This window comes from Methylosinus sp. Ce-a6 (assembly GCF_009811655.1).
Classification (GTDB): domain Bacteria; phylum Pseudomonadota; class Alphaproteobacteria; order Rhizobiales; family Beijerinckiaceae; genus Methylosinus.
The window spans coordinates 18,314-40,280 of record NZ_BGJX01000020.1 but is presented as its reverse complement, the minus strand read 5'-3'; the positions used below and the strand labels follow the sequence as shown (position 1 = coordinate 40,280).

Here is a 21,967-nt window from a genome sequence, read left to right as displayed (position 1 = left end):
CTCTCTCACCGAGGGGAGCTCGCGACGCCTTTCGCCTCGGCGACCGCGCGCTCGGCCTCCTCGATCGCCGCCACCGTGCCGACATGCAGCCATTTGCCGTCGAGCGGAACGCCGAACAGCCGGCCCTGCTCCGCCGCCCGAAAGAAGAAGGGCGCGAGCGGAAACACGTCTTCCTCGACGCTCTCGAAGAGCTGCGGTTTCACAATTCCGACGCCGGCATAGACGTAATCGGCTGTCTCGCCCGCGGCGCGCCGCGTCAGCCTGCCGTCTTCCGCCCGGTGGAAGTCGCCGTCCCATTCGACGCCGACGCTGCCGAGGCGCGGCGCGAGCAGCAGCGCGACGTCCATCGTCTCCGCGTTCCAAATGGCGGCGAGACGGCGCAGATTGTCGTCTCGCGCGCCGATCCAGAACGCGTCGGTGTTGCAGATGAAGAAAGGCCGTCCCTCGAATTTCGCCAGGACCTTCTTGATGCCGCCACCCTGATCGAGCAGCTTCTCGCGCTCGTCGGAGACAATGATGCGCGGGCGCCGCCGGCCGTCGAGACGCGTCTCGATCTGGTCGGCGAGGTGATGGATATTGACGATCGCCGTGTCGACGCCCGCCTCGGCGAATGCGTCCAATGCGCGATCCAGCAGCGTTGCGCCGGCGATCTCCACCAACGGCTTGGGCAGGCGGTCGGTCAAAGGCCGCATACGCGAGCCGAGGCCGGCCGCGAAGACGAAGGCCGCGTCAGGCATGAAACAGCGCGGGGAGGTTGGCGACATACCAGGCCTCGAGATCGGCCAGCGCCGGATGGCGCAGGCCTTTGCGCAGATAGGCTTCGACGCGCGGCAGATGGACGAGATATTGCGGCTTGTGGTCGCGCTGGTCGAGCCGCGCGAAAATGCCGAGGATTTTCGTCGCGCGCTGGGCGCCGAGAATGGCGTAGGCGCGCGCGAAAGCCGGCATGTCGAACAAAGGGTCGGCCTCGCGGCGGCTGCGGGCGTAATGGCCGAGCAGGCGCATCTCGAGATCGTCCGGCACGTCGACGCGCGCGTCCTGCGTCAGCGAGACGACGTCATAGGCGGGATGGCCGAGCACGGCGTCCTGAAAATCGATGACGCCGACGCGCGCCGTTCCCTCGCGATCGGCGAGCCAGATGAGATTGGGCGAGTGAAAGTCGCGCAAGGTCCAGGTCGGCGCGGACATGACGATCTCGATCAGCGCCTGGCGCCAGAGATTGACGAAGGTCGCCTTGGCGCCCGACGAAAGGCCGCCGCCGACGCGTGACGCATACCATTCGAGCAGCAGCTCGACCTCTATGAGCAGCGCGTCGAGATCATAGGGCGGAATATGATAGGGGCTCGAGCCTTCGACCGGCAGGACGTCCGGCAGGCGGCGCGCATGCAATGGCGCGAGCGCCGACAGGGCCTCGAAATAACGATCGGCGACCGGCGCGCCGCCGGCGGCGACGCCCTCGTGGCCAAGGTCTTCGAGCAGCACGAATCCGGCCGAGAGGTCATAGGCGTAGATTTGCGGCGCCGAGAGGCCCTGGGCGCGCAGCGCGTCGGCCATGGCGACGAAGGGCTTCACCGTCTCGGCGAGCCGCGCGATCGCGCTATAGGGCTTGCCATAGCGGATCGGCGGACCGTCCGGCCGCGCCGGAGCGATCATCAATATGGCCTGCGCGCCATCCGGCCGCCGCAGCGCCTCATAGACGCGCGAGGAGGCGTCGCCCTGCAGATATTCCCGCGAGGCGTCGCTCCAGCCGGCGCGCTCCAGAAACTCCCGCATGGAGCGGAAGGCCTTGAGCCGCCCCGCCGCCTTGCCATGCGCGAGTATGCCGATCCGGCGCGCGTCGGGCGTCTCGGGGGAGGCGAAGGAAAGTCGCACATCCAGCCGCTCGCCGGTGAAGAGGCTCGGCGCGCGCTCGGGCCATTCGACGAGCACGAGCGCATCCTCGCTCGCCTCGTCGAAGCCCATCGCCTCGAGCTCCGCCTCGCCGCCGGAAATACGATAGAGATCGGCGTGCAGAATGCGGCAGGCGGGCGCCTCATAGAGCTGCATCAGCGTGAAAGTCGGACTCGGCGCCTCCAGCGTCGGGTCCTGCGCCAATGCGCGGATCAGCGCCCGCGCGAAAGCCGTCTTGCCCGCGCCGAGATCGCCGGAGAGTGTGACGAGCCGCACCGTGTCGAGAATGAGCGGAGCGAGCTTGGCGGCGAGCTCCGCGGTCTGCGCTTCATCGGCGACGTCGATCAGCCATTCGGCCTCTTCGCTCATGAGGCCTGTCCTTTTTCACGCGGCGCGAGCTCCTGCCGGCCGCTGCCCTCGGGCGCCGGGAAGATGCAGGTGACGGTGGTGCCTTCGCCGAGCGCCGAATCGATGAGCACGCGCCCGCCATGCAGCTCGGTGAAGGCGCGCACGATGGAGAGCCCGAGCCCGACGCCTCTGTGGCGCGAGCCGGAGGTGTGCGACTCGAAGCGGTCGAACACTTTCTCGAGGACGTCCGGGGCGATGCCCCGCCCCCGATCGGCGACCTTGAACACGATTTCCCCCTCCCGCCGCAACGCCGCGAGGGTAATCGTTTGTCCCGGCCGAGAAAAGCCGATCGCATTGGCGAGCAGATTGAACAGGATCTGGCGGATGCGCTTGCCGTCGCCGCGGAAGGAGCCGACGTCGCCCGTGGCGACGATCTTGAGCTCTATGTCGTTTTCGGCGAGCCGGTCCTGAACGCCCTCGGCCGCGGCGCGCATGGCGTCGGCGGCGTTCACCTCCTCGAGCTCGAGCTCCATGGCGTCGCTGTCGATCGTCGCGAGATCGAGAATGTCGTTGATGATGGCGAGCAGCGCCGCCGAGGACTTGGCCACATAGCCCAGATATTCGAGCTGCTTGACGTTGAGCTCGCCGGTCGTCTTCTCGCCGAGCAGATGAATGAAGCCGATGATGTTGTTGAGCGGCGAGCGCAGCTCGTAGGACACGTGATGGACGAAGTCGTTGCGGATCTTCTCCGCCGCCATCAGCGCCTGATTGCGCTCGGTGAGCGCGCGCTCGACATTCACGCCCGCCGTCACATCGACGAAGGTGAGCAGCGCCGCGCCTTCCGGCAATGTCTGCGCCGTGCAATCGAGCACGATTCCGTCGGAGCGCTCGATGCGCCGCGTGAAGCCCTGGCGCATTTCCTGAAGGCCGGTGACGAAGCCGCGCAATTCGCTCCAGGTCTCTTCGTTGAGATGCAGCGGCCGGCAGAGATTGGCGACGGCGTCGAAGCGCGGCTTTTCGTCGAGAATGCTCTTCTCCAGCCCCCAGAGCGCGAGAAAGGCCGGATTGCAGAAGCGTAAGCGGCCGTCGGCGCCGAAGACGGCGACGCCCTCGCGCAGATTTTCGAGCGTCTCGTTCTGCATGCGGTCGAGCGCGTGGAAACGCGATTCGAGGAAATAGCGCTCGCTCACATCGTCGTAGAGATAGGTGACGCCGCCCTGCGGATTGACGTTGACGACGACGCGCAGCGTGCGTCCGTTCGGCATGTGCCAGACATGCTCGTGATGTTCTTCGGAGGATCGATAGGCCTCGTGCAGGCGCGCTTTCCAGTCTTTGTAATCGGCTTCGACGGGCAGGCGCTGCTCGGCGCGTAGACGATCGAGTATCTCGCCGTCGCTCGGCCCCTGATCGAGAAAGGACCGATCGAGGGGCCAGAGGTTCTCATAGGCGGCGTTGCGATAGACGAGGCGCTTGCCGCGATCGAAAATAGCGACGGCGATCGGCAATTGGTCCAGCGTGCGCGAATGCGCCTGCATCTGCTGCTCGAGGTCGGCGCGCGTCTTGTCGATCTCGTGCCGGTCGATGGCGAGAGCCGCGCCCGCGCCATGACAAGGCGCCTCGACGACATCGAGACGATGCCGCTCGCCGGCGACGACCGCCGTCACGCGCGCGCGCCAGACCTCATCGCGCGCGCGCGCGGTTTGCGCCTGCATGCGCGCGTCATTGTCCAGAAGCTCGATCTGGCGGCGCAGGGCCTCGGCCGGATTTTCCGCCTCCACCGCTCGAGCATAGGCGGCGTTCACGAAAATGATCCGCCCTTCGGCGTCGCGCATCCACACCGGCGTCGGCAGCGCTTCGAGCAGCGCGCGCAGGCCCTCGACCTCGGCCATGCTGCGCGTATGCCGCTCACGCAAGGACAAGAGCTCGAGCCGCTCGCCGGAGACTTCACGAATGCGCAGCACGGCGCGACCGGCGACGGCGCGGCCTTCGGCGTCGAAGCGCCGGCCTTGCAGGCTGGCGAGCGACAGATGGAAAGCTTCGCCGCTCTGGCGCAGGCGATCGACGCGCTCCTGCAGCGCGGCCGCTTCCTCGGGCCCGAGCCAGGAGCCGAAGGCGAGCACGCGGCGCGCGAAAGCCGGATCGTTGAGGCCGTTCTCTATGTCCGGCTCGCTCCCGGCGCCATCCCAGGAGACGAAGAGCTGCGGCTCGCTCGACAGAAAAATCTCGGCGCGGTCGAGCCGCGTTCGCGTCGCTTCGAGCTCGGCCGAAAGACGCGCCTCGCGACGGCCCCACGCCTTGCGTTCGCCGAGATGAGTGAAGGCGACGACGACGGCGAAGAGGGCGAGGCCGCCGGTCAGAGCGAGATTGACGAATTCCGCGTTATTGGTTGTCGTCAGCAGATTGGCGAGCGCCTCCGCCCGCGCCTGCCCGCCGAGGGGTAGCAGGCTTGCCGTCGCGAGCCCGCGCGTCACGCCGCGGACGAGCGTCGAGGACGCTCCCCGACGCCGGGCGGACGGCAAGGCTTTCGGCCCGAAAGCCGCATCGTGACACATGCGAACCGGTCTCCACGTTCGATTTGCAAAGGCTCATCGCAAACAAACGCCGTAAGCCGTCCGCGCGCCACCGAGGCGCCGTCTCGAATCGCGTCTAATCTAAAACGCGCCGTCGAAAAGTGGAACGCGGATCGTGACCGGGAAATTGGCGCCTAAGGGTTTCGCCGAACTGGCGTCGCGCAAAAAAAACGGCGGAGCGATTCTCTCGCTCCGCCGTGTCGCTCTCGTTCGAAAGAGATCAGTAACGATAGTGGTCCGGCTTGAACGGGCCGTTCTGCGGCAGGTTCAGATAGGCGGCCTGCTGCTCCGTCATCTTGGTCAGCTTCACGCCGATCTTGTCGAGGTGCAGCGCCGCGACCTTTTCGTCGAGATGCTTGGGGAGCGTGTAGACGCCCACCGGATACTGGCCCTGCTTGGTCCACAGCTCGATCTGCGCCAGCGTCTGGTTGGTGAAGGACGCGGACATCACGAAAGACGGATGGCCGGTCGCGCAACCGAGATTCACGAGGCGGCCTTCGGCGAGCAGAATGATGCGCTTGCCGTCGGCGAACTCGACCTCGTCCACCTGCGGCTTCACATTGTGCCATTTGAGATTGCGCAGGCCGGAGACCTGAATCTCGCTGTCGAAATGGCCGATGTTGCAGACGATGGCGCGGTCCTTCATGACGCGCATGTGCTCGGTCGTGATGACGTCGACATTGCCGGTCGCGGTGCAGAAGATGTCGGCGCGCGTCGCCGCGTCTTCCATCGTCGTGACCTCATAGCCTTCCATCGCCGCCTGCAGGGCGCAGATCGGATCGATCTCGGTGACCAGCACGCGGCAGCCAGCGTTGCGAAGCGAGGCGGCCGAGCCCTTGCCCACATCGCCATAGCCGGCGATGCAAGCCACTTTGCCGGCCATCATCACATCGGTGGCGCGGCGGATGCCGTCGACCAGCGATTCGCGGCAGCCGTAGAGATTGTCGAACTTCGATTTGGTGACCGAATCATTGACGTTGATCGCCGGCCACAGGAGCTTGCCGTCCTTGTGCATGACATAGAGACGATGCACGCCGGTCGTGGTCTCCTCTGTCACGCCGCGGATCGCCTCCGCATTGCGCTTGTAGAAGCCCGGATTGGCCTTGAGGCGTTTCTTGATCGCGGCGAAGAGGACTTCCTCCTCCTCATTCGTCGCCTTGTCCAGGAAGGCGGTGTCGCCATTCTCGGCGCGCAGGCCGAGATGGATGAGCAGCGTCGCGTCGCCGCCATCGTCGAGAATCATATTGGGCGTGCCGCCATCGCCCCATTCGAAGATGCGGTGGGTGTAGTCCCAATAATCCTCGAGGCTCTCGCCCTTGATGGCGAAGACGGGCGTGCCGGCGGCGGCGATGGCGGCCGCGGCGTGATCCTGCGTCGAATAGATGTTGCACGAGGCCCAGCGCACATCCGCGCCGAGCGCCTTCAGCGTCTCGATCAGCACGGCGGTCTGAATGGTCATATGCAGCGAGCCGGCGACCCGCGCGCCCTTCAGCGGCTGCGAGGGGCCAAATTCGGCGCGCGTCGCCATGAGGCCGGGCATTTCGGTCTCGGCGATGGCGAGTTCCTTGCGGCCCCAATCGGCGAGGCCGATGTCGGCGACGACATAATCATTGAAATGGGTGGTCATGACGCTCCCTTCAGGCGTTGTCTCGCCTCCGCGGGAGGCGAGCGCGACGGGCCTGGACGCCTATAGCAAGGCGGCGGAGCATATGCAATAAAGATATAAACAAGTCTTTATGTCATGCCGAGCCGCCGCTCAGGCCGGCTTTCGCTCGCGCAAAAAGACGAATGCGCCGAAACCCGCGATCACGGCGACGATCAGCAGGATCAGCAGCGTGGACGCCTCGAGCCAGGCGATGGCGGGAACCGCGAGGGCGAGCAGCAGTCCGACGAGCGACACGCGCCAAGCGTCTGCGTGAACGCCGGCGGTGAAGGAGCCGAGCGCCAAAATCGTGAGCACGGTGAGCGCGCTGCTGTCGGAGTTCATCATCTGCTTCACATCGCCGATGAAGATGAGGCACATGGCCGCGAGAACCGCGCCCCAATGGAGAAACTGCGTGCGCACGAGCCGCCATTTCTCTTCGCCATTCTCCGTCTCGCCCCAGCCGCCCGCTATGCTGATGAGACCGAAGATCGGGGCGAGGACGACCCAATAGGTCGTCATGCCCTGGCGCGCCACGCTGGCGTAGGCGACGCCGAACAGCGCCAGCACGAGCATGACGAAATAGGGCCATTGCCGCAGGAGAAAGGACGCCGCTCCGCGCGGATGCGCCTCGGGCGAAAGAATTTCGGGCGCTCGCTGGATCACTTTCAGGCTCCGTTCGATTCGCGCCTATCGACGGGAGGGAGAATCGGCGGTCCCTCCGAGAAAAATCCTCGATGCGGAAATGGCGCCGTCGGCCGCCGCGGCGCTCGATAGTCAATATAATTGTCGTTTCGCCTATGACGAGACGCGCCGGGGCGCGTCTCGCATTTTCGGCAGGCTTTCGCTCAGGCCGCGATCTTCTTGCACTCGTCGGCGCAGGCTTGGCAGGCGTCGCCGCAAGCCTTGCATTCCGCGATATTCGGAAACTTGTCGCATTCCTTCTTGCAGGCCACGCAGACCTCGGCGACGACCTTGGCGAAGGCGGGCGTGAAGCCCGAATTGGTCCCCGCGAAGCTCGCGAGGGTCTTGCAGGCGGCGACGAGCTCGAACGTCGATTTGGTGCAGGCGCCCATGCTGGCGTCATTCGCCGCCAGCATCTCGAAGCAATGACGCAGGCATTCTTCGCCCGTGGTCACGCATTTGCCGCTCGTTTCGAAAAGAGCTTTATATTTCGCGCCGCCGCCGTGATGATGCGCGTGCGACTCTTCCGCCGCCAAAGTCCTCGAAGCGGCGCTCGCTGCGGCCAATGCGCCGATCGCTGTCACAAATTGCCGACGTTCCATGAATTTCCCCCGAGTGTAGGAAGAAGAACAACGCCGTCGACTTTAGGGATTCGAGAGCAAGATTCAATCGTAATGCGTTCTCATGGTGGAAAATTCGTCGCGAAACCCTGCGATCCGCTCGGAGGAAAGACAATAATCGAGCGAGCCGCGCAAGACGCTCATCGGAGAATATACGGATGCAGAATATAGCGGCCATTGCGAATTTCAACGCGACAGATTTTCTCAATTCATTGATCTCATTGATTATTGCATTGCTTCTGGGCACATTGATCGGCGCCGAGCGGCAATATCGCCAGCGCACTGCGGGGCTGCGCACCAATGCGCTCGTCGCGCTCGGCGCCGCAGCCTTCGTCGATCTCGGCATGCGTCTCAACGCCAATGTCGGCGCGACTCAGGTGCTCGCCTATATCGCCTCGGGCGTCGGCTTTCTCGGCGCAGGCGTCATCATAAAGGACGGCGGCAATATCACCGGCCTCAACACCGCCGCCACCATTTGGTGCTCGGCGGTCACTGGCGCTTTCGCCGGCGCCGACCATGAGGCGGAGGCGATATTGATGGCCGTCTTCACGCTGGCCGGCAATATGCTGTTGCGCCCGCTGGTCCATCTCATCGAACGCGCGCCGATCGACGAACGCGCGACCGAGGCGATCTACCGCCTGCATGTCACCGTTTCGCAGACGCGGCGCGACGCCTTGCGCGATCTGATGGTTGAGAAGCTCGAGGCTGCGAACTATCCCGTGCGCGAGATCGAGGAATTGGAGCGCGGCGAGGGCGAGGTGGAGCTCGTCGCTATTCTGACCTCGACCAGCGTGGACCCGAAGGAACTCGACGCCGTCGCGACGGATCTGGGCAAGATCGCCGGCGTCGAACATGCGAGCTGGACGGCGCAGACGAGTGAGTGAAAAAGTGAGTGGTGAGTGGTCAGTGGTCAGTAGTGAGTTGAGCGACTACTCACTACTCACCACTCACTACTGACCACCCTGCGCTACTCACCCCGTCAACCTACGGCACAGGCCGTCGAGCTGCTCCAGCGTCGCATAGCGGATGCGCAATTCGCCGCTCTCGCCGCGATGATGGATCGACACGTGGAGGCCCAGCGCATCGGTCAGCAATTTTTCCATCGCCATTGTGTCGGCGTCTTTTTCCACGCGCGGCTTGCGCGATTTCGTCTCGATCCTGGCGGAATCCTCCTGCGCGAGCCGTTCGACGTCGCGCACGGTGAGGCCTTCCTCGACGACCCGCCGAGCCACGGCGTCCGGATCGTCGACGGCGAGCAGCGCGCGCGCATGGCCCGCCGAGATCGCGCCTTCCGTCACCAGGCGGCGGCTCGCCTCCGGCAGGTTGAGGAGACGCAGCGTATTGGCGACATGGGGGCGGCTCTTGCCGATGATCTTGGCAAGGTCGGACTGCGAATAGCCGAACTCCTTGCTCAGCCGTTCATAGCCGCGCGCTTCCTCGATCGCGTTGAGATCGGCGCGCTGGACATTCTCGATGATGGCGAGCTCGAGCGCCTCGCGATCATCCGCCTCATGCACGACGATCGGCACATCGGCGAGATTGGCGAGCTGGGCGGCGCGCCAGCGGCGCTCGCCGGCGATGATCTCATAAGCGTCGGCGACGCCCGGCACCGTGCGCACGACGATCGGCTGGATGATGCCTTTCTCGCGGATGGAGGCGGCGAGATCGGCGAGATCCGCCTCATCGAAGGCGAGGCGCGGATTGCGCGGATTGGGCCGCAGGAATTCGATCGGCGCCCGGCGCTGGCCGCGCGCGCGCTCCACTGCCGGCGCTTCCTCGCCGGCGTCCCCGATCAGAGCCGCGAGTCCTCGCCCCAATCTTCTGCGCGTTGCGTCTTCGGCCATTTCGAGAGAGGTCCTTCGATCGGCGTCCGGGGGATCGCCCGGACAGGGTCCGCGTCAAGCGGCCCGCAATTGCTTCTCGCGCTGGATGACTTCCGTCGCGAGTTTCAGATAGGCTTGGCTGCCGCTGCATTTGAGATCATAGAGCAGCACCGGCTTGCCATGCGACGGCGCTTCCGACACGCGCACATTGCGGGGAATCACCGTCTCATAAACCTTGTCGCCCATGAAGCGCCGCACATCGGCGACGACCTGGGTCGCGAGATTATTGCGCGGATCGAACATGGTCAGCACAATGCCATGGATCGACAGCCGCGGATTGAGCGACCGCTTCACCTGATCCACGGTCGACAGAAGCTGCGACAGGCCTTCGAGCGCGAAGAATTCGCATTGCAGAGGCACCAGCACGGCGTCGGCGCAGGCGAGCGCGTTGATTGTCAGCAGATTGAGCGACGGCGGGCAGTCGATCAGAACATAGGTGAAGGCGGGCGCCTGCTCGTGCCGATCCGCCGCAATCAGCTCGGCGACGGCGCGCTTCAAGCGAAAGGCGCGATTCTTGTCGCCGGCGATCTCCAGCTCGACGCCGAGCAGGTCCAGCGTCGAAGGCGCGATCGACAGCCGCGGGACGGCGGTGGCGACGATCGCCTCGGCCAGGCTGCTTTCGGCGAGCATCACATCATAGGTCGAAATCCGGCGCGCCTTGCGGTCGACGCCGAGCCCGGTCGAAGCATTGCCCTGCGGATCGAGATCGACGACGAGCACGCTCTCGCCCACGGCGGCGAGGGCGGTTCCGAGATTAATTGCGGTCGTCGTCTTGCCGACGCCGCCCTTTTGATTGGCGAGGACGAGAATCCGGGGCTTGGGAACGTCGGTCACGTCAGGCTCCAAAATCCCGCGCCAATGCGATAATGCGGCCGGTCGAATGTGTTCGACTTTGCAATGTCGAGAGCTGCAAACTATCTGCGGCGCTCGAGTCGGTCAATTCGCTCGCCCAATCTTCGCCCTTCAAAAACACGGCTTTGACGTTTTTCAACAGAAGATCGCGGGACCACTCGATCAGTTGCGGCAAAGGCGCCAGGGCGCGCGCCGTGACGCCCTCGACGCGATCGGCGAGCGGTGGTAGCTCATTCTCGATTCGGCCGACGTGAATTTCGGCCACCGCCCCTGTTTCACGTGAAACGGCGCGCAGAAAGGCGGCCTTGCGCTGATCGCTCTCGATGAGATGAATCTTCGCGCCCGCATGATCCTTCAGGCAGATCGCCAGCGCCATGCCGGGAAAGCCCGCGCCAGAGCCGAGATCGACCCAATTCACGATCCCAGGAAAGCGCTCGTGAATCTGCGCCGAATCGGCGAAATGGCGCGTCCATATCTCGTCCAGCGTGCTCTCGGCGACGAGGTTGATGGACTTCTGCCATTTGCGCAGCAGCGACTCATAGATTTCGAACTCGCGGATATAGGGCTGCAACGACGGCGCGAGCTCGAGCGCGATTTGACGATCGCTCGAGCGATCCTTCGCCTTGCCTTTCATTTCTCGCTCACCCGTCTCGCTCACCCGCGTCGCGCCCGCGCGGCCAAAAGAGTGAGCGCGGCCGGCGTCACCCCCTCGATGCGTTGCGCCTGGCCGAGCGTGCGCGGACGCAGGGCCGATAGTTTCGCGCAGAGTTCCGCCGAGAGCCCGCCGATCGCGCGATAATCCAGCGTCGAAGGCAAAGCGAGCTGCTCGTCCTTGCGATAGGACTCGATATCCGCGTTCTGCCGGTCCAGATAGACGGCGTAGCGCGCATCTGTCTCGACGCGAGCCGCGGTCTCTGAATCGATCTCGCGAAGTTCCGGCCAGATCGACGCGAGCCGCGCCAGATCGACGCCGGGAAAGGACAGCAGCGCATAGGCGCTGCGCCGCTGCCCATCCTGATTGATCGGCAGACCTGCGCGAGCCGCCGCCGCGGAGGTCAAGGACAATTGCTGTAGCAGCGCCCGGGCGCGTTCGAGCCGGTCCATCCGCGCGCGATGAACAAGCTCACGCTCGCGCCCGACGCAACCGATCTCGAGCCCCCTACCGGTCAATCGCTCATCGGCATTATCCGCGCGCAGCGATAAGCGATATTCGGCGCGGGAGGTGAACATGCGATAGGGCTCGCTGACGCCGCGCGTGACGAGATCGTCGATCATCACGCCGAGATAGGCCTCCGCGCGATCGAAGACGACCGCATTCTTTCCCGCCGCCCGCGCCGCCGCATTGAGGCCGGCGACGAGCCCCTGAGCCGCGGCCTCCTCATAGCCCGTCGTGCCATTGATCTGGCCGGCGAAAAAAAGCCCCTCGACGCGCTTTGTCTCCAGCGTGGCGTCGAGCTCGCGCGGATCGACGAAATCATATTCGATCGCATAGCCCGGCCGCAGAATGCGCGCCGCTTCGAGACCTTCGATCTGCCGGAGGAAGGCCAGCTGCACATCTTCCGGAAGCGAGGTCGAGACGCCGTTTGGATAGATGGTGTCGTCATCGAGGCCTTCCGGCTCGAGGAAGATCTGATGTGCGTCGCGGTCGCCGAAACGCGTGACCTTGTCCTCTATCGAGGGACAATAGCGCGGCCCCGGCCCGGAAATCGCGCCGCTGCGCAGCGGCGAATGCTGGAGATTGTCCAGAATCACGCGATGCGCCGCCGCATTGGTGCGGGTGATGTGGCAGACGATCTGCGGATTGACGATCGCCTTTGTGAGATAGGAGAAGGGCTCCGGCGTCTCATCGCCCTTCTGTTGTTCGAGGCGCGCCCAATCGATCGTGCGGCCGTCGAGACGGGGCGGCGTCCCCGTCTTCAGCCGGCGGGTCGCAAAGCCGATCCGCCGCAAATTCTCGGCGAGCGCGATCGACGGTTGCTCCCCCATCCGCCCGGCCGACACCTGCGTCGCGCCGATATGGATCACGCCGTTCAAGAAAGTGCCGGTGGTCAGGACGACGGCGGCGGCGCCGAACGATCGGCCGTCGACAGTCACGCCGATCACGCGACCGTCCTCGACGACCAATCCGTCGGCCGAGCCCTCGATGACGTCGAGACCGTTCGCCGCATCGATCGCCGCCTGCATAGCCGCGCGATAGAGCTTTCGATCGGCCTGAGCGCGTGGGCCGCGCACCGCCGGGCCTTTGGAGCGATTGAGCAGCCGAAATTGAATTCCGGCGGCGTCGGCGACGCGCCCCATGAGTCCGTCGAGCGCGTCGATCTCGCGGACGAGTTGGCCCTTGCCGAGGCCGCCGATCGCTGGATTGCAGGACATGGCGCCGATCGTCGCGCTTGCGTGGGTCACGAGCGCAGTGCGCGCGCCGCGTCGCGCCGCCGCCGCCGCTGCCTCACAGCCGGCGTGGCCTCCCCCGATCACGATCACATCATAGTCGGTCCGGCTCACCTCTTCGCCCTCGAAGCTGTTTCACGTGAAACTCAGAGTTTTTGTTTGACGCGTTTCCGACGCCGAACCGGGGTCCGCTTCAGCTGGAACCGCTTTACTTGCCGATGCAAAACTGCGAGAAAATCGCATCCAGCACCTCCTCGACACCCACGGCGCCGACGATGCGGCCGAGCGCCCGGCCGGCAGAGCGAAGATCGTCCGCGACGAATTCGAGCGGCTTGCCGGGATCGAGACTGGCCTCGATCGCCGCCTTCGTCTCCTCGACCAGCCGCCTGTGCCGCTCGCGCGTCAAAAGCGCGCTCGAGCCGTCGCCCAGCCGCCGCTTCGCGCGATCCGCTATCTCGTCCAGAAGTCGCTCTATTCCAAACCCTGTTCGAGCGGAAATTGCAAGATCGGCCGACTCGCATGCGTTCACATCCGCCTTGGTCACGAGCCGAATCAGCTCGACGCCATTCCCCTCCTCATCCAGACATGGCGCATCCGCGCCGCCCTCCGAGAGCCAGAGCAGGAGATCGGCCTCGCCGATCCGCGCGCGTGTCCGCTCGACGCCGATCCGCTCGATCTCGTCTGTTGCCTCGCGCAAGCCGGCCGTATCGATCAGAGTGACCGGCATTCCGCTGAGATCGAGATGAACCTCGATCATATCCCGCGTCGTGCCGGGAAGCGGAGAGACGATCGCCACATCGCGCCGGGCCAGAGTATTGAGCAAAGTCGACTTGCCGGAGTTCGGTGGGCCGAGCAGCATCACGATATAGCCGTCGCGGAGTCGCTCCGTTGCCGCGCCGCTCGACAGCTCTGTCGCCATTTCTGCGAGCAGAGGCTCGAGCAGCGGACGGAGCGCCGACGCAGGCTCGAACACATCCCCCTCGTCGGAAAAATCCAGCTCCGCCTCGACCAGCGCCAGCGCGCGTATCAGCGTCTCGCGCCAGCTTTCCACGCGCTTGCGCAGAGCGCCGCCCAACGCCCGGATCGCCTGCCGGCGCTGAAATTCCGTTTCCGCGTCAATGAGATCGGCCAGCCCTTCGACCTGTGACAAATCCATCTTGCCATTGGCGAGGCTCCGTCGCGCGAATTCGCCCGGCTCCGCTTCCCTCAGGCCGGGAAATTCGTGCAAGACATGCAGAAGCGCCCGTGTCACCGCGCGGCCGCCGTGGATCTGCAGCTCGGCATAGTCCTCGCCGGTCGGCGAATTCGGCTGCGGAAAAAAGAGCGCCAGACCCCGGTCGATCGTCTCGCCCGTTTTCGGGTCGCGGAGCAAGGCGTAATGCGCCAACCGCGGCTGCGGAACGCGCCCGGCGAGCCCCTCGAGCACGCTGCTAACCATTGGACCGGACAGCCGAATCACGGCGATCGCCGCCCGCCCGGCGCCTGTGGCCGAGGCAAAGATCGTTTCACTCGACATCGCCCGCCCGTCATCCGCCGAAAGACGGCGCCGGTCTAATCGAATTTTCGCCATAGAGAAAGCGTCGTCCGCCGATCCTCGCGGACAGGCTTACGAGAGCTGTGCGGCAAGAAAAAAGAAGGACGCGGTTTTCCCCCTTTGCTGCGAGGGCGAGAACCGCGTCCTTACTCGAACCTACGCCAGAGGCAGGACGCGCTCAGGTGTTCATCGAATCGAAGAAGCTGGCGTTGCCCTTCGGCGTCTCACGCAGCTTGCCGAGCAGGAACTCGATGGCGTCCACCGTGCCCATCGGATTGAGGATGCGGCGCAGCACATACATCTTCTTGAGAATATCCGACGGCACCAGCAGCTCTTCCTTGCGGGTGCCGGAGCGGGTGATGTCGATCGCCGGGAAGACGCGCTTGTCGGAGACCTTGCGGTCGAGAATAATCTCCGAATTGCCGGTGCCCTTGAACTCCTCGAAGATCACCTCGTCCATGCGCGAGCCGGTGTCGATCAGCGCGGTGGCGATGATCGTCAGCGAGCCGCCCTCTTCGATATTGCGCGCCGCGCCGAAGAAGCGCTTCGGCCGCTGCAAGGCGTTGGCGTCCACGCCGCCGGTCAGCACCTTGCCCGAGGACGGAACCACGGTGTTGTAGGCGCGGCCGAGACGGGTGATCGAGTCGAGCAGAATCACCACATCGCGGCGATGCTCGACCAGGCGCTTGGCCTTCTCGATCACCATTTCCGCGACCTGCACGTGACGCACCGCCGGCTCGTCGAAGGTCGAGGACACGACCTCGCCCTTCACCGAACGCTGCATATCGGTCACTTCCTCCGGACGCTCGTCGATCAAAAGGACGATCAGATAGCATTCCGGGTGATTGGTGGTGATCGACTGCGCGATATTCTGCAACAGCACGGTCTTGCCGGTGCGCGGCGGCGCGACGACCAGAGCGCGCTGGCCCTTGCCGATCGGCGCGACGAGATCGATGACGCGAGCGGAAAGGTCCTTGCGGGTCGGATCCTCGATCTCGAGCTTCAACCGCTCGTCGGGATAGAGCGGCGTCAGATTGTCGAAGGGAACCTTGTGCCTGACCTTCTCGGGGTCTTCGAAATTGATCGAATTGACCTTGAGCAGCGCAAAATAACGCTCGCCCTCCTTGGGGCTGCGGATCATGCCCTCCACGGTGTCGCCGGTGCGCAGACCGAAGCGGCGAATCTGCGAGGGCGACACGTAAATATCGTCCGGCCCTGCCAGATAATTGGCGTCCGGCGAACGCAGGAAGCCGAAGCCGTCCTGCAGCACCTCGACGACGCCTTCGCCGACGATCTCGACGTCGCGTCCGGCGAATTGCTTCAGTATGGCGAACAACAGCTCCTGCCGGCGCATGAGCGAAGCGCCTTCGACCTCATGCTCCTCCGCGAAGGCGAGAAGCTCGGCGGCCGACTTGGACTTCAGGTCCTGAAGCTTGATTTCCCCCATTTGGGACAATCCTCGACGATATTCGGATGAAACTCGGGCCAGGCGGGATGGGCAGAAGGGAAGCGGGAGCCGACGCCCCGGTGAGCCGGTCTTGCTCCGGCTGTCGTGTGAAACGACGATCTGCCTTGAGGTGAGTATTCTGCAATTAATCCGTTTCGGGCGGAAACGCAAGCCATACGCCCGAAACTCATGACAATCGGGTGAAGGTCGGGGAAAACCCCGGCCGTCAGAACGGTTTCACGATCACCAAAATGACGATGCCGATCATCAGCAATGTCGGAACCTCATTGACGAAACGGAAGAATTTCGCCGGCCGACGATTTTCGTCACGCTCGAAGGCGCGCTGCGTCACGCCGAAATAGAAGTGAACGCCGGTGAGCAGCACGACGAGCGCCATTTTAGCGTGCAGCCAGCCGGCGCCATGGAACGAGCCGAGATAGATCAGCGCGAGGCCCGCGAGCCAGGAGACGATCATCGCCGGCGCCATGATGTAGAGAGAGAGCCGGCGCTCCATCTTCTTGAACAGTTCGGCGGGCGCGCCCTGCCCGACTCCCGCGTGATAGACGAAGAGCCGCGGCAGATAGAGCAGCCCCGCCATCCAGGCGATCACCGCGATCACATGCAAAGCTTTGATCCAGAGATACATGGCTCAATTTCCCGTTCCGCGAATACGCGCCGCCAATTGCGAGACATGCTCGAGCGGGGTCTCCGGCAAAACGCCGTGACCCAGGTTGAAAATATGCGGGCGTCCTGAAAAGCAGCGCAAGATCGCGTCGATCTCGCGGTCGAGCGCCGCCCCGCCGGCGAGCAGAGCGAGCGGATCGAGATTTCCCTGCAACGCCGTCCCGGCCGGAATAGTCTCCGCCGCCCAGGCCGGATCGATCGCCGTGTCGAGGCCGAGCGCCTGCGCGCCGAGCCGTTCCGAAAGACCCGCCAAATGCGTCGCTCCGCCGCGCACGAAAGCGATGATCGGAACCCGAGGACGCGCCGCCTTCACCTTGCCGATGATCTTTTTCAGCGGCTCCGCCACCCAGCGCTCGAATTCCGACGGCGGCAGCACGCCCGCCCAGCTGTCGAAGAGCTGAAGCGCCTCGACCCCGGCGTCGATCTGGCGAATGAGATAGGCCGCCGAGGCCTCCACGAGCGTGTCGATGAGCCGCGCGAAAGCCTCCGGACGCCGATAGGCGAAGAGCCGCGCCGGCGCCTGATCCGGTGTGCCGCGGCCGGCGATCATATAGCTCGCGACGGTCCAAGGCGCCCCGCAAAAGCCGATGAAGGCGACAGATTTCGGCAATTCGCCTTTCACCCGGTCGATCGTCTCGAAAACCGGCGAGAGCTTTTCGATATCGAAGCTCTCGGCGAGCGCCGCAATTTCGGCGTCGCTCTCGACCGGAACGAGCCTCGGGCCGGACCCCGATTCGAACCAGACCTTCTGGCCGAGCGCGTCCGGAACGACGAGAATATCGCTGAACAGGATCGCCGCGTCGAAGCCGAAGCGTTCGATCGGTTGCAGGGTGATCCGCGCCGCGATCCGCGGATTGTAGCAGGTGTCGAGGAAACTCCCGGCTTTCGCCCGAAGCTCCTGATATTCGGGGAGATAACGGCCCGCCTGCCGCATCAGCCAGAGCGGCGGAACGGCTCGTGCTTCGCCGCTCAGAACGGCGAGGAGCGGCTTCAAGTCACCCATTTGCGTTTTGGCTCCGGCGAGGTCGGGGAAAGGACGAAACGCTCTTGACGGCATCGAGCTAGCCCAAAACGACACAAAAAGAAAATTCAATCTTTTAGAGATTTTTTTGCTTTTGTTAGGGCCTTCTTAACGAAGGTTAATTTCTGTCAACCTTTCGTCCACACCTTACGTAGCGTCGCCGTAGCTGTAGAGGAATTTCCACCAGGACTGTGGACAGGGCATTAAACTGATAAATATCATAATGATACGACGATATTAACAGAATGACGACGTTTGACGGTCGAGAATTGCGTGTTCCCACGCCCAGGCTGTCGCTTCGTTCGCCCGATGTTTCGCCTGTTGATCCCTTCGGCCCGATATGCGCAGCTGTCCACACGCTCCCGTCCGGGCGTCGTTCTTTTCCCCATAACACTCATGGTCGCGCCGGCCCTGTGGGCGGCGAACCGAGGAGGCTTCGATGTCGAGTCATCGCGATGGCGTCCTTTGGCTTCACCCGCAGCCGCTGATTCTCGCCTCCAAGAGCAAAGGCCGCCGCGCGGCGCTCGAGCAGACGCGCCTTCCTTTCCTCATTTGTCCCGCCGAGATCGATGAGCGCGCCGTCGAGGCCGAGGTCGTCGCGGCGGGCGGCGACGCCGACGCGGTCGCGGCGAGGCTGGCGCGGGACAAAGCCTCGGCCGTCTCGCTGGCGCGGCCGGGCGCGCTCACCCTCGGGGCGGATCAGGTCGCGAGCTGCGAGGAGCGGCGATTCGGCAAGCCGGCGACCACCGCCGCCGCCTCCGAGCAGCTGCGCTTTCTCTCTGGCCGCGCGCACCGTCTGCATTCCGCGGTCGCGCTCGCGCGTGACGGAGAGGTAATTTTCGAGACCGTCGCCTGCGCCGAGCTGACGATGCGTTCCTTCTCTGACGACTTCCTCGCCCGCTATCTCGAAATCATCGGCGAGGAGGCGACGGCCAGCGCAGGCGCTTATCAGATCGAGGGCCTCGGCGTTCATTTGTTCGAGCGCATCGTCGGCGATCACTGGACGATCATCGGCATGCCGCTGCTGCCCGTCCTGGACGCGCTTCGACGCGAAGGCGCGCTTCTCTCATGAGCGCCGAGACGCGACCTCTCGTCATCGGTCTCACCGGCTCCATCGGCATGGGCAAATCGACGACCGCCGATCTCTTCCGCGCGGAAGGCGTTCCCGTCTATGATTCCGATCGCGCCGTGCATGAGATCTACCGCGGCCCGGCGGCGGCGCGCATCGAAGAGATGTTTCCCGGAACCACCATCGACGGCGTCGTCGATCGGGCCCGACTCGCCGCGCGCGTGCTCGGCGACGTCGAGGCGCTGCGCCGGCTCGAGGCGCTGGTGCATCCGCTCGTCGCCGCCGGACGCGACGAATTTCTCGAAACATGCCGACGTGCGAAAGAGAGCGTCGTCGTCTTCGACATCCCACTGCTCTTCGAGATCGGCGCGGAGAAGGATGTGGACGCCGTCGTCGTCGTCTCCGCCCCGCCGGACGTCCAACGCGCGCGCGTGCTCTCGCGCCCCGGCATGACGGAGGAGAAATTCGCGGCGATCCTCGCCAAGCAGACGCCCGACGCCGAAAAGCGCGCCGGCGCCCATTTCATAGTGCATACCGACCGCGGTCTGGATTCCGCTCGAAGCCAAGTTCGGCTAATTCTCGACGAGCTGACGGCGCGGCGAAAAGAGTCGCGTTGATTTTCAAACGAAAGGTCGTTCGCGATGCGTGAGATCGTCTTCGATACGGAGACGACCGGCTTGGATCCGACCAAAGGCCATCGCATCGTCGAGATCGGCGCGGTCGAGATTTCCAATCTCATCCCCACCGGCCGCCGTTTTCACGTCTATCTCGATCCCGAACGCGACATGCCGGAAGAGGCGTTTCGCGTGCATGGCCTCTCCTCGGCCTTTCTCGCCGGCCAGAAGAAATTTCGCGAGATCGCCGAAAGCTTTCTGGAATTCGTCGGCGACGCCGCTCTCGTCGCGCACAACGCCGAATTCGACATGCGCTTCGTCAATTTCGAGCTCGGGCTGCTCGGGATCGAGGCGATCTCGTTCGATCGCGTCGTCGACACACTCACCATCGCCCGGCGCCGCCATCCCGGCGCGTCCAACACTCTGGACGCGCTCTGCCAGCGCTATGGCGTCGATCTGACGAAACGCGACAAGCATGGCGCTCTGCTCGACGCCGGTCTGCTCGCGGAGGTCTATGCGGAGCTGATGGGCGGGCGCCAAACCGCCCTCATTCTGCAGGCGGAAGCCGTGGCGCTCGCCGAACATGGCGGCGGCGATCTGCTACGCCGCCGTCCACAGAAGCTCGTGCCGCTCCTCACCGAGGAGGAGAGAGCGGCGCATGGGGCGTTCATCGCCAAGCTGGGAAAAGAGCCCGTGTGGCTGCGCTATCTCGCGCAGCCGGAGGAGGCGGAGGTCGAAGCGGAAGTCATGGAGAAGCGCGCCTGACGGCTCGCCTCTCGCGGCTCAATTGGCGTTGGCGGGAGCCTGCTGCGCGGCCTGGGCGGCGCGCTGCTGATAGAGCGCGAAAAAGTCGATCGGATCGATATAGAGCGGGGGGAAGCCGCCATTGCGCGTGGCGTCGGCGACGACCTGGCGCACGAAGGGGAACAGCAGCCGCGGGCATTCGATCATCACGATCGGATGAATCTGCTCGGCGGGAATGTTCACCAGCCGGAACACGCCGCCATAGTCGACCTCGAGCTTGAACAGCGCCTCGCCGCCCTCGGTCGCCGAGGCTTCGAGCGTCACCGAGACCTCGAAGTCGTCGGGCGACATCTGCTTGGCGTTCACATTGACCTGGATGCCGATCTCCGGCGGATTTTCACGCGGCTGCAGCGAGCGCGGCGCGTTCGGATTTTCGAACGACAGGTCCTTCACATATTGCACGAGCACATTGAGCGCCGGGGCGCCGGTCGGGCCGGAGCCGTTTCCATTCGTATCGGTCATCGTCGAACTCCCTGCCGATGTCGGCTCCCGACCGGCCAGAGGGGGTTGTCGCGCCGGTCACGGCGCCCGCCTAACACGTCCCCTCGCGTGCGACAACAAGGTTCGACTCTGTCCGATCAGACGGCTTTGACAGGAGGCGCGCGGCGCGAGCGCACGCGGCGCTTCGGCCCTTCGTCCGCGATCGCCTTCCATTCGCCCGGCGAAAGATCGATCGTCTGCGGACCCCGGCGCTCGGTCTTGCCGCGAATATGATCCGCGACTCGCGCGCGAATCGAGGGCGACTTCAGCGCGAGGCCGACGAGATCGGAGGCGAAGCCCGGCAATATCAGCAGCAGCGAGCCGACGGCCTCGAGCCCGCCGTCGAGGAGCGGGACGCCCGATTTCGTCTCGGCGCGCGGCTGGCCGATCCGGCCCCGCAGATAGAGGAAGAGTCGCTTGACGTCGGCGAGGCCGAGCAAAGTCGTGCCGACGCCGAGCGCGACCGCCGCCAGCACGCCGAGCAGCTGCACGACGAGAATGAAAGCGACGATCTCGACGAAGAGCCAGCCCGTCAGCACATAGGCGAGGAGTTTCGACTTGTTCACGTCGTAGCGCCCTCCATCCCTCGTCAGCGCGTTTCAAAAGTCCAGGATCTCCACCTCCCGAGGGGAGGGTGAAACGCCTCACCCGCTCGCTCGCCCCGCTCCGGGGCTTGATTCGTGACATCTGGGACGCGACATGATACCGGACAATCCCTGCGACTGGGAGACGCCCTTTGTCGGGATCCGATTTCGACCCCTCCATCTTGGTCTTTGCCGCTCTGGCGGCTTTCGTCGTCTGGAAGCTATGGTCGGTCCTCGGCGTGCGCGTCGACCGCGAACCCCCCGCTTCCGACCGGCTGCGAGGTTCTGCGCGGCGGATCGGCCCTGCGGCTCAGGGCTCGGCTTTCTCGCCGTCGCCGGCCTCCGCCGCCCTCGACGCCGACCGCTGGAAAGGCGTCGCCGAATCGGGCAGCGACGGTTGGCGCGGTCTGGATCAGATCGCCGCGGCCGATCGTTCCTTCTCCGGCCCCGCTTTCGTCGAGGGCGCGAAAAAAGCCTATGCGATGATCGTCGAAGCCTTCGCCAAGGGCGACCGCGAAACGCTGCGCAATCTCCTCTCGCCGGAGGTGTTCGACAGTTTCGCGGCCGAGATCGTCGCCCGCGAGCGGCGCGGCGAGACGGCCGAGGCTCATGTCGTCTCCATCGAAGCGGCGACGGTCGAGGCCGCCAAAGTCGAGCTCCGCAAGGCGCAGATCACTCTTCGTTTCGTCGTCGAGCTCCAATCCGTCCGCCGCGACAGCGCCGGCGCCGTGATCGAAGGCGATCCCGCTCGGCCGCTCCAGATCGTCGATTTGTGGACCTTCGCGCGCGATGTCGCCGCGCGCGATCCGAATTGGAAGCTCGTGTCGACCGAGACGGTCCATTAGGCGGACGT

21 protein-coding genes are annotated in these 21,967 nt (G+C 64.7%); 5 read left to right on the top strand and 16 right to left on the bottom strand.

Features of this window, described 5'->3' with window-relative positions; all coding sequences use genetic code 11:
* Nucleotides 1-5: 5 nt before the first annotated feature.
* The 6 genes from Mspo_RS13380 to Mspo_RS13355 form a co-directional block, all read right to left on the bottom strand.
* A complete protein-coding gene (locus Mspo_RS13380) occupies nucleotides 6-737 on the bottom strand; it encodes a nucleotidyltransferase family protein (RefSeq protein WP_159730535.1) in 732 nt (243 codons plus the stop codon).
* Entirely contained in the window at nucleotides 730-2,259 is a 1,530-nt protein-coding gene (tsaE, locus tag Mspo_RS13375; protein ID WP_159730533.1) for a tRNA (adenosine(37)-N6)-threonylcarbamoyltransferase complex ATPase subunit type 1 TsaE, read from the bottom strand. The genes Mspo_RS13380 and tsaE overlap by 8 nt, the downstream gene beginning before the upstream one ends.
* Nucleotides 2,256-4,790: a PAS-domain containing protein gene (locus Mspo_RS13370; RefSeq protein ID WP_159730531.1), complete on the bottom strand. Its 2,535-nt coding sequence runs from the start codon at nucleotides 4,788-4,790 to the stop codon at nucleotides 2,256-2,258. Before Mspo_RS13370 ends, tsaE begins: the two co-directional genes overlap by 4 nt.
* Before the next feature lie 238 nt (nucleotides 4,791-5,028).
* Nucleotides 5,029-6,435: an adenosylhomocysteinase gene (ahcY, locus tag Mspo_RS13365; protein WP_159730529.1), complete on the bottom strand. Its 1,407-nt coding sequence runs from the start codon at nucleotides 6,433-6,435 to the stop codon at nucleotides 5,029-5,031.
* Between the two features lie 129 nt (nucleotides 6,436-6,564).
* On the bottom strand, nucleotides 6,565-7,116 hold the full coding sequence (locus tag Mspo_RS13360; RefSeq protein WP_159730527.1) for a hypothetical protein: 552 nt from the start codon (nucleotides 7,114-7,116) through the stop codon (nucleotides 6,565-6,567).
* 182 nt (nucleotides 7,117-7,298) lie between these two features.
* Nucleotides 7,299-7,736, bottom strand: a complete 438-nt coding sequence (locus Mspo_RS13355) for a four-helix bundle copper-binding protein (protein ID WP_159730525.1) — start codon at nucleotides 7,734-7,736, stop codon at nucleotides 7,299-7,301.
* Between the two features lie 185 nt (nucleotides 7,737-7,921).
* Here Mspo_RS13355 and Mspo_RS13350 point away from each other — a divergent pair, with 185 nt between their 5' ends.
* The gene (locus Mspo_RS13350; protein WP_159730565.1) at nucleotides 7,922-8,638 is read left to right on the top strand and encodes an MgtC/SapB family protein; all 717 of its coding nucleotides are present in this window, start codon (nucleotides 7,922-7,924) and stop codon (nucleotides 8,636-8,638) included.
* A gap of 87 nt (nucleotides 8,639-8,725) precedes the next feature.
* Here the strand turns inward: Mspo_RS13350 and Mspo_RS13345 are convergent, their stop codons facing one another.
* The 8 genes from Mspo_RS13345 to hemE form a co-directional block, all read right to left on the bottom strand.
* Nucleotides 8,726-9,598: a ParB/RepB/Spo0J family partition protein gene (locus tag Mspo_RS13345; protein WP_159730523.1), complete on the bottom strand. Its 873-nt coding sequence runs from the start codon at nucleotides 9,596-9,598 to the stop codon at nucleotides 8,726-8,728.
* A 54-nt stretch (nucleotides 9,599-9,652) separates the two neighbouring features.
* Nucleotides 9,653-10,471 carry a ParA family protein gene (locus Mspo_RS13340; RefSeq protein ID WP_159730522.1) on the bottom strand — a complete coding sequence of 273 codons (819 nt, stop codon included), beginning with the start codon at nucleotides 10,469-10,471 and terminating at the stop codon, nucleotides 9,653-9,655.
* A gap of 1 nt (nucleotide 10,472) precedes the next feature.
* Nucleotides 10,473-11,123: a 16S rRNA (guanine(527)-N(7))-methyltransferase RsmG gene (gene rsmG / locus Mspo_RS13335; RefSeq protein ID WP_159730520.1), complete on the bottom strand. Its 651-nt coding sequence runs from the start codon at nucleotides 11,121-11,123 to the stop codon at nucleotides 10,473-10,475.
* 20 nt (nucleotides 11,124-11,143) lie between these two features.
* Nucleotides 11,144-12,991 (bottom strand): tRNA uridine-5-carboxymethylaminomethyl(34) synthesis enzyme MnmG, encoded by a 1,848-nt coding sequence (gene mnmG, locus Mspo_RS13330; protein WP_159730518.1) that lies wholly within the window; start codon nucleotides 12,989-12,991, stop codon nucleotides 11,144-11,146.
* A gap of 94 nt (nucleotides 12,992-13,085) precedes the next feature.
* Entirely contained in the window at nucleotides 13,086-14,393 is a 1,308-nt protein-coding gene (gene mnmE, locus Mspo_RS13325) for a tRNA uridine-5-carboxymethylaminomethyl(34) synthesis GTPase MnmE (RefSeq protein ID WP_159730516.1), read from the bottom strand.
* Between the two features lie 196 nt (nucleotides 14,394-14,589).
* A complete protein-coding gene (gene rho / locus Mspo_RS13320; protein WP_159730514.1) occupies nucleotides 14,590-15,858 on the bottom strand; it encodes a transcription termination factor Rho in 1,269 nt (422 codons plus the stop codon).
* Nucleotides 15,859-16,084: 226 nt separating this feature from the next.
* Entirely contained in the window at nucleotides 16,085-16,504 is a 420-nt protein-coding gene (gene hemJ / locus Mspo_RS13315; protein WP_159730512.1) for a protoporphyrinogen oxidase HemJ, read from the bottom strand.
* Nucleotides 16,505-16,507: 3 nt separating this feature from the next.
* Nucleotides 16,508-17,545 (bottom strand): uroporphyrinogen decarboxylase, encoded by a 1,038-nt coding sequence (hemE, locus tag Mspo_RS13310; RefSeq protein ID WP_159730510.1) that lies wholly within the window; start codon nucleotides 17,543-17,545, stop codon nucleotides 16,508-16,510.
* Between the two features lie 457 nt (nucleotides 17,546-18,002).
* On the opposite strand from hemE, the gene Mspo_RS13305 reads away from it, so the two are divergent.
* Genes Mspo_RS13305 through dnaQ form a run of 3 tightly spaced genes read left to right on the top strand, consistent with a single transcriptional unit; the run spans nucleotide 18,003 to nucleotide 20,011 of the window.
* Nucleotides 18,003-18,635 carry a nucleoside triphosphate pyrophosphatase gene (locus tag Mspo_RS13305; RefSeq protein WP_159730508.1) on the top strand — a complete coding sequence of 211 codons (633 nt, stop codon included), beginning with the start codon at nucleotides 18,003-18,005 and terminating at the stop codon, nucleotides 18,633-18,635.
* Entirely contained in the window at nucleotides 18,632-19,249 is a 618-nt protein-coding gene (coaE, locus tag Mspo_RS13300) for a dephospho-CoA kinase (protein ID WP_159730506.1), read from the top strand. Before Mspo_RS13305 ends, coaE begins: the two co-directional genes overlap by 4 nt.
* A 24-nt stretch (nucleotides 19,250-19,273) precedes the next feature.
* Complete coding sequence (dnaQ, locus tag Mspo_RS13295) at nucleotides 19,274-20,011, top strand: DNA polymerase III subunit epsilon (protein WP_159730504.1); 738 nt, start codon at nucleotides 19,274-19,276, stop codon at nucleotides 20,009-20,011.
* 18 nt (nucleotides 20,012-20,029) lie between these two features.
* Here dnaQ and secB read toward each other — a convergent pair whose 3' ends face one another.
* Nucleotides 20,030-20,512 (bottom strand): protein-export chaperone SecB, encoded by a 483-nt coding sequence (gene secB / locus Mspo_RS13290; protein ID WP_159730502.1) that lies wholly within the window; start codon nucleotides 20,510-20,512, stop codon nucleotides 20,030-20,032.
* Nucleotides 20,513-20,628: 116 nt separating this feature from the next.
* Nucleotides 20,629-21,096, bottom strand: a complete 468-nt coding sequence (locus Mspo_RS13285; RefSeq protein WP_159730501.1) for an FxsA family protein — start codon at nucleotides 21,094-21,096, stop codon at nucleotides 20,629-20,631.
* 170 nt (nucleotides 21,097-21,266) lie between these two features.
* Here Mspo_RS13285 and Mspo_RS13280 point away from each other — a divergent pair, with 170 nt between their 5' ends.
* On the top strand, nucleotides 21,267-21,959 hold the full coding sequence (locus tag Mspo_RS13280) for a Tim44/TimA family putative adaptor protein (RefSeq protein WP_159730499.1): 693 nt from the start codon (nucleotides 21,267-21,269) through the stop codon (nucleotides 21,957-21,959).
* Nucleotides 21,960-21,967: the final 8 nt, after the last annotated feature.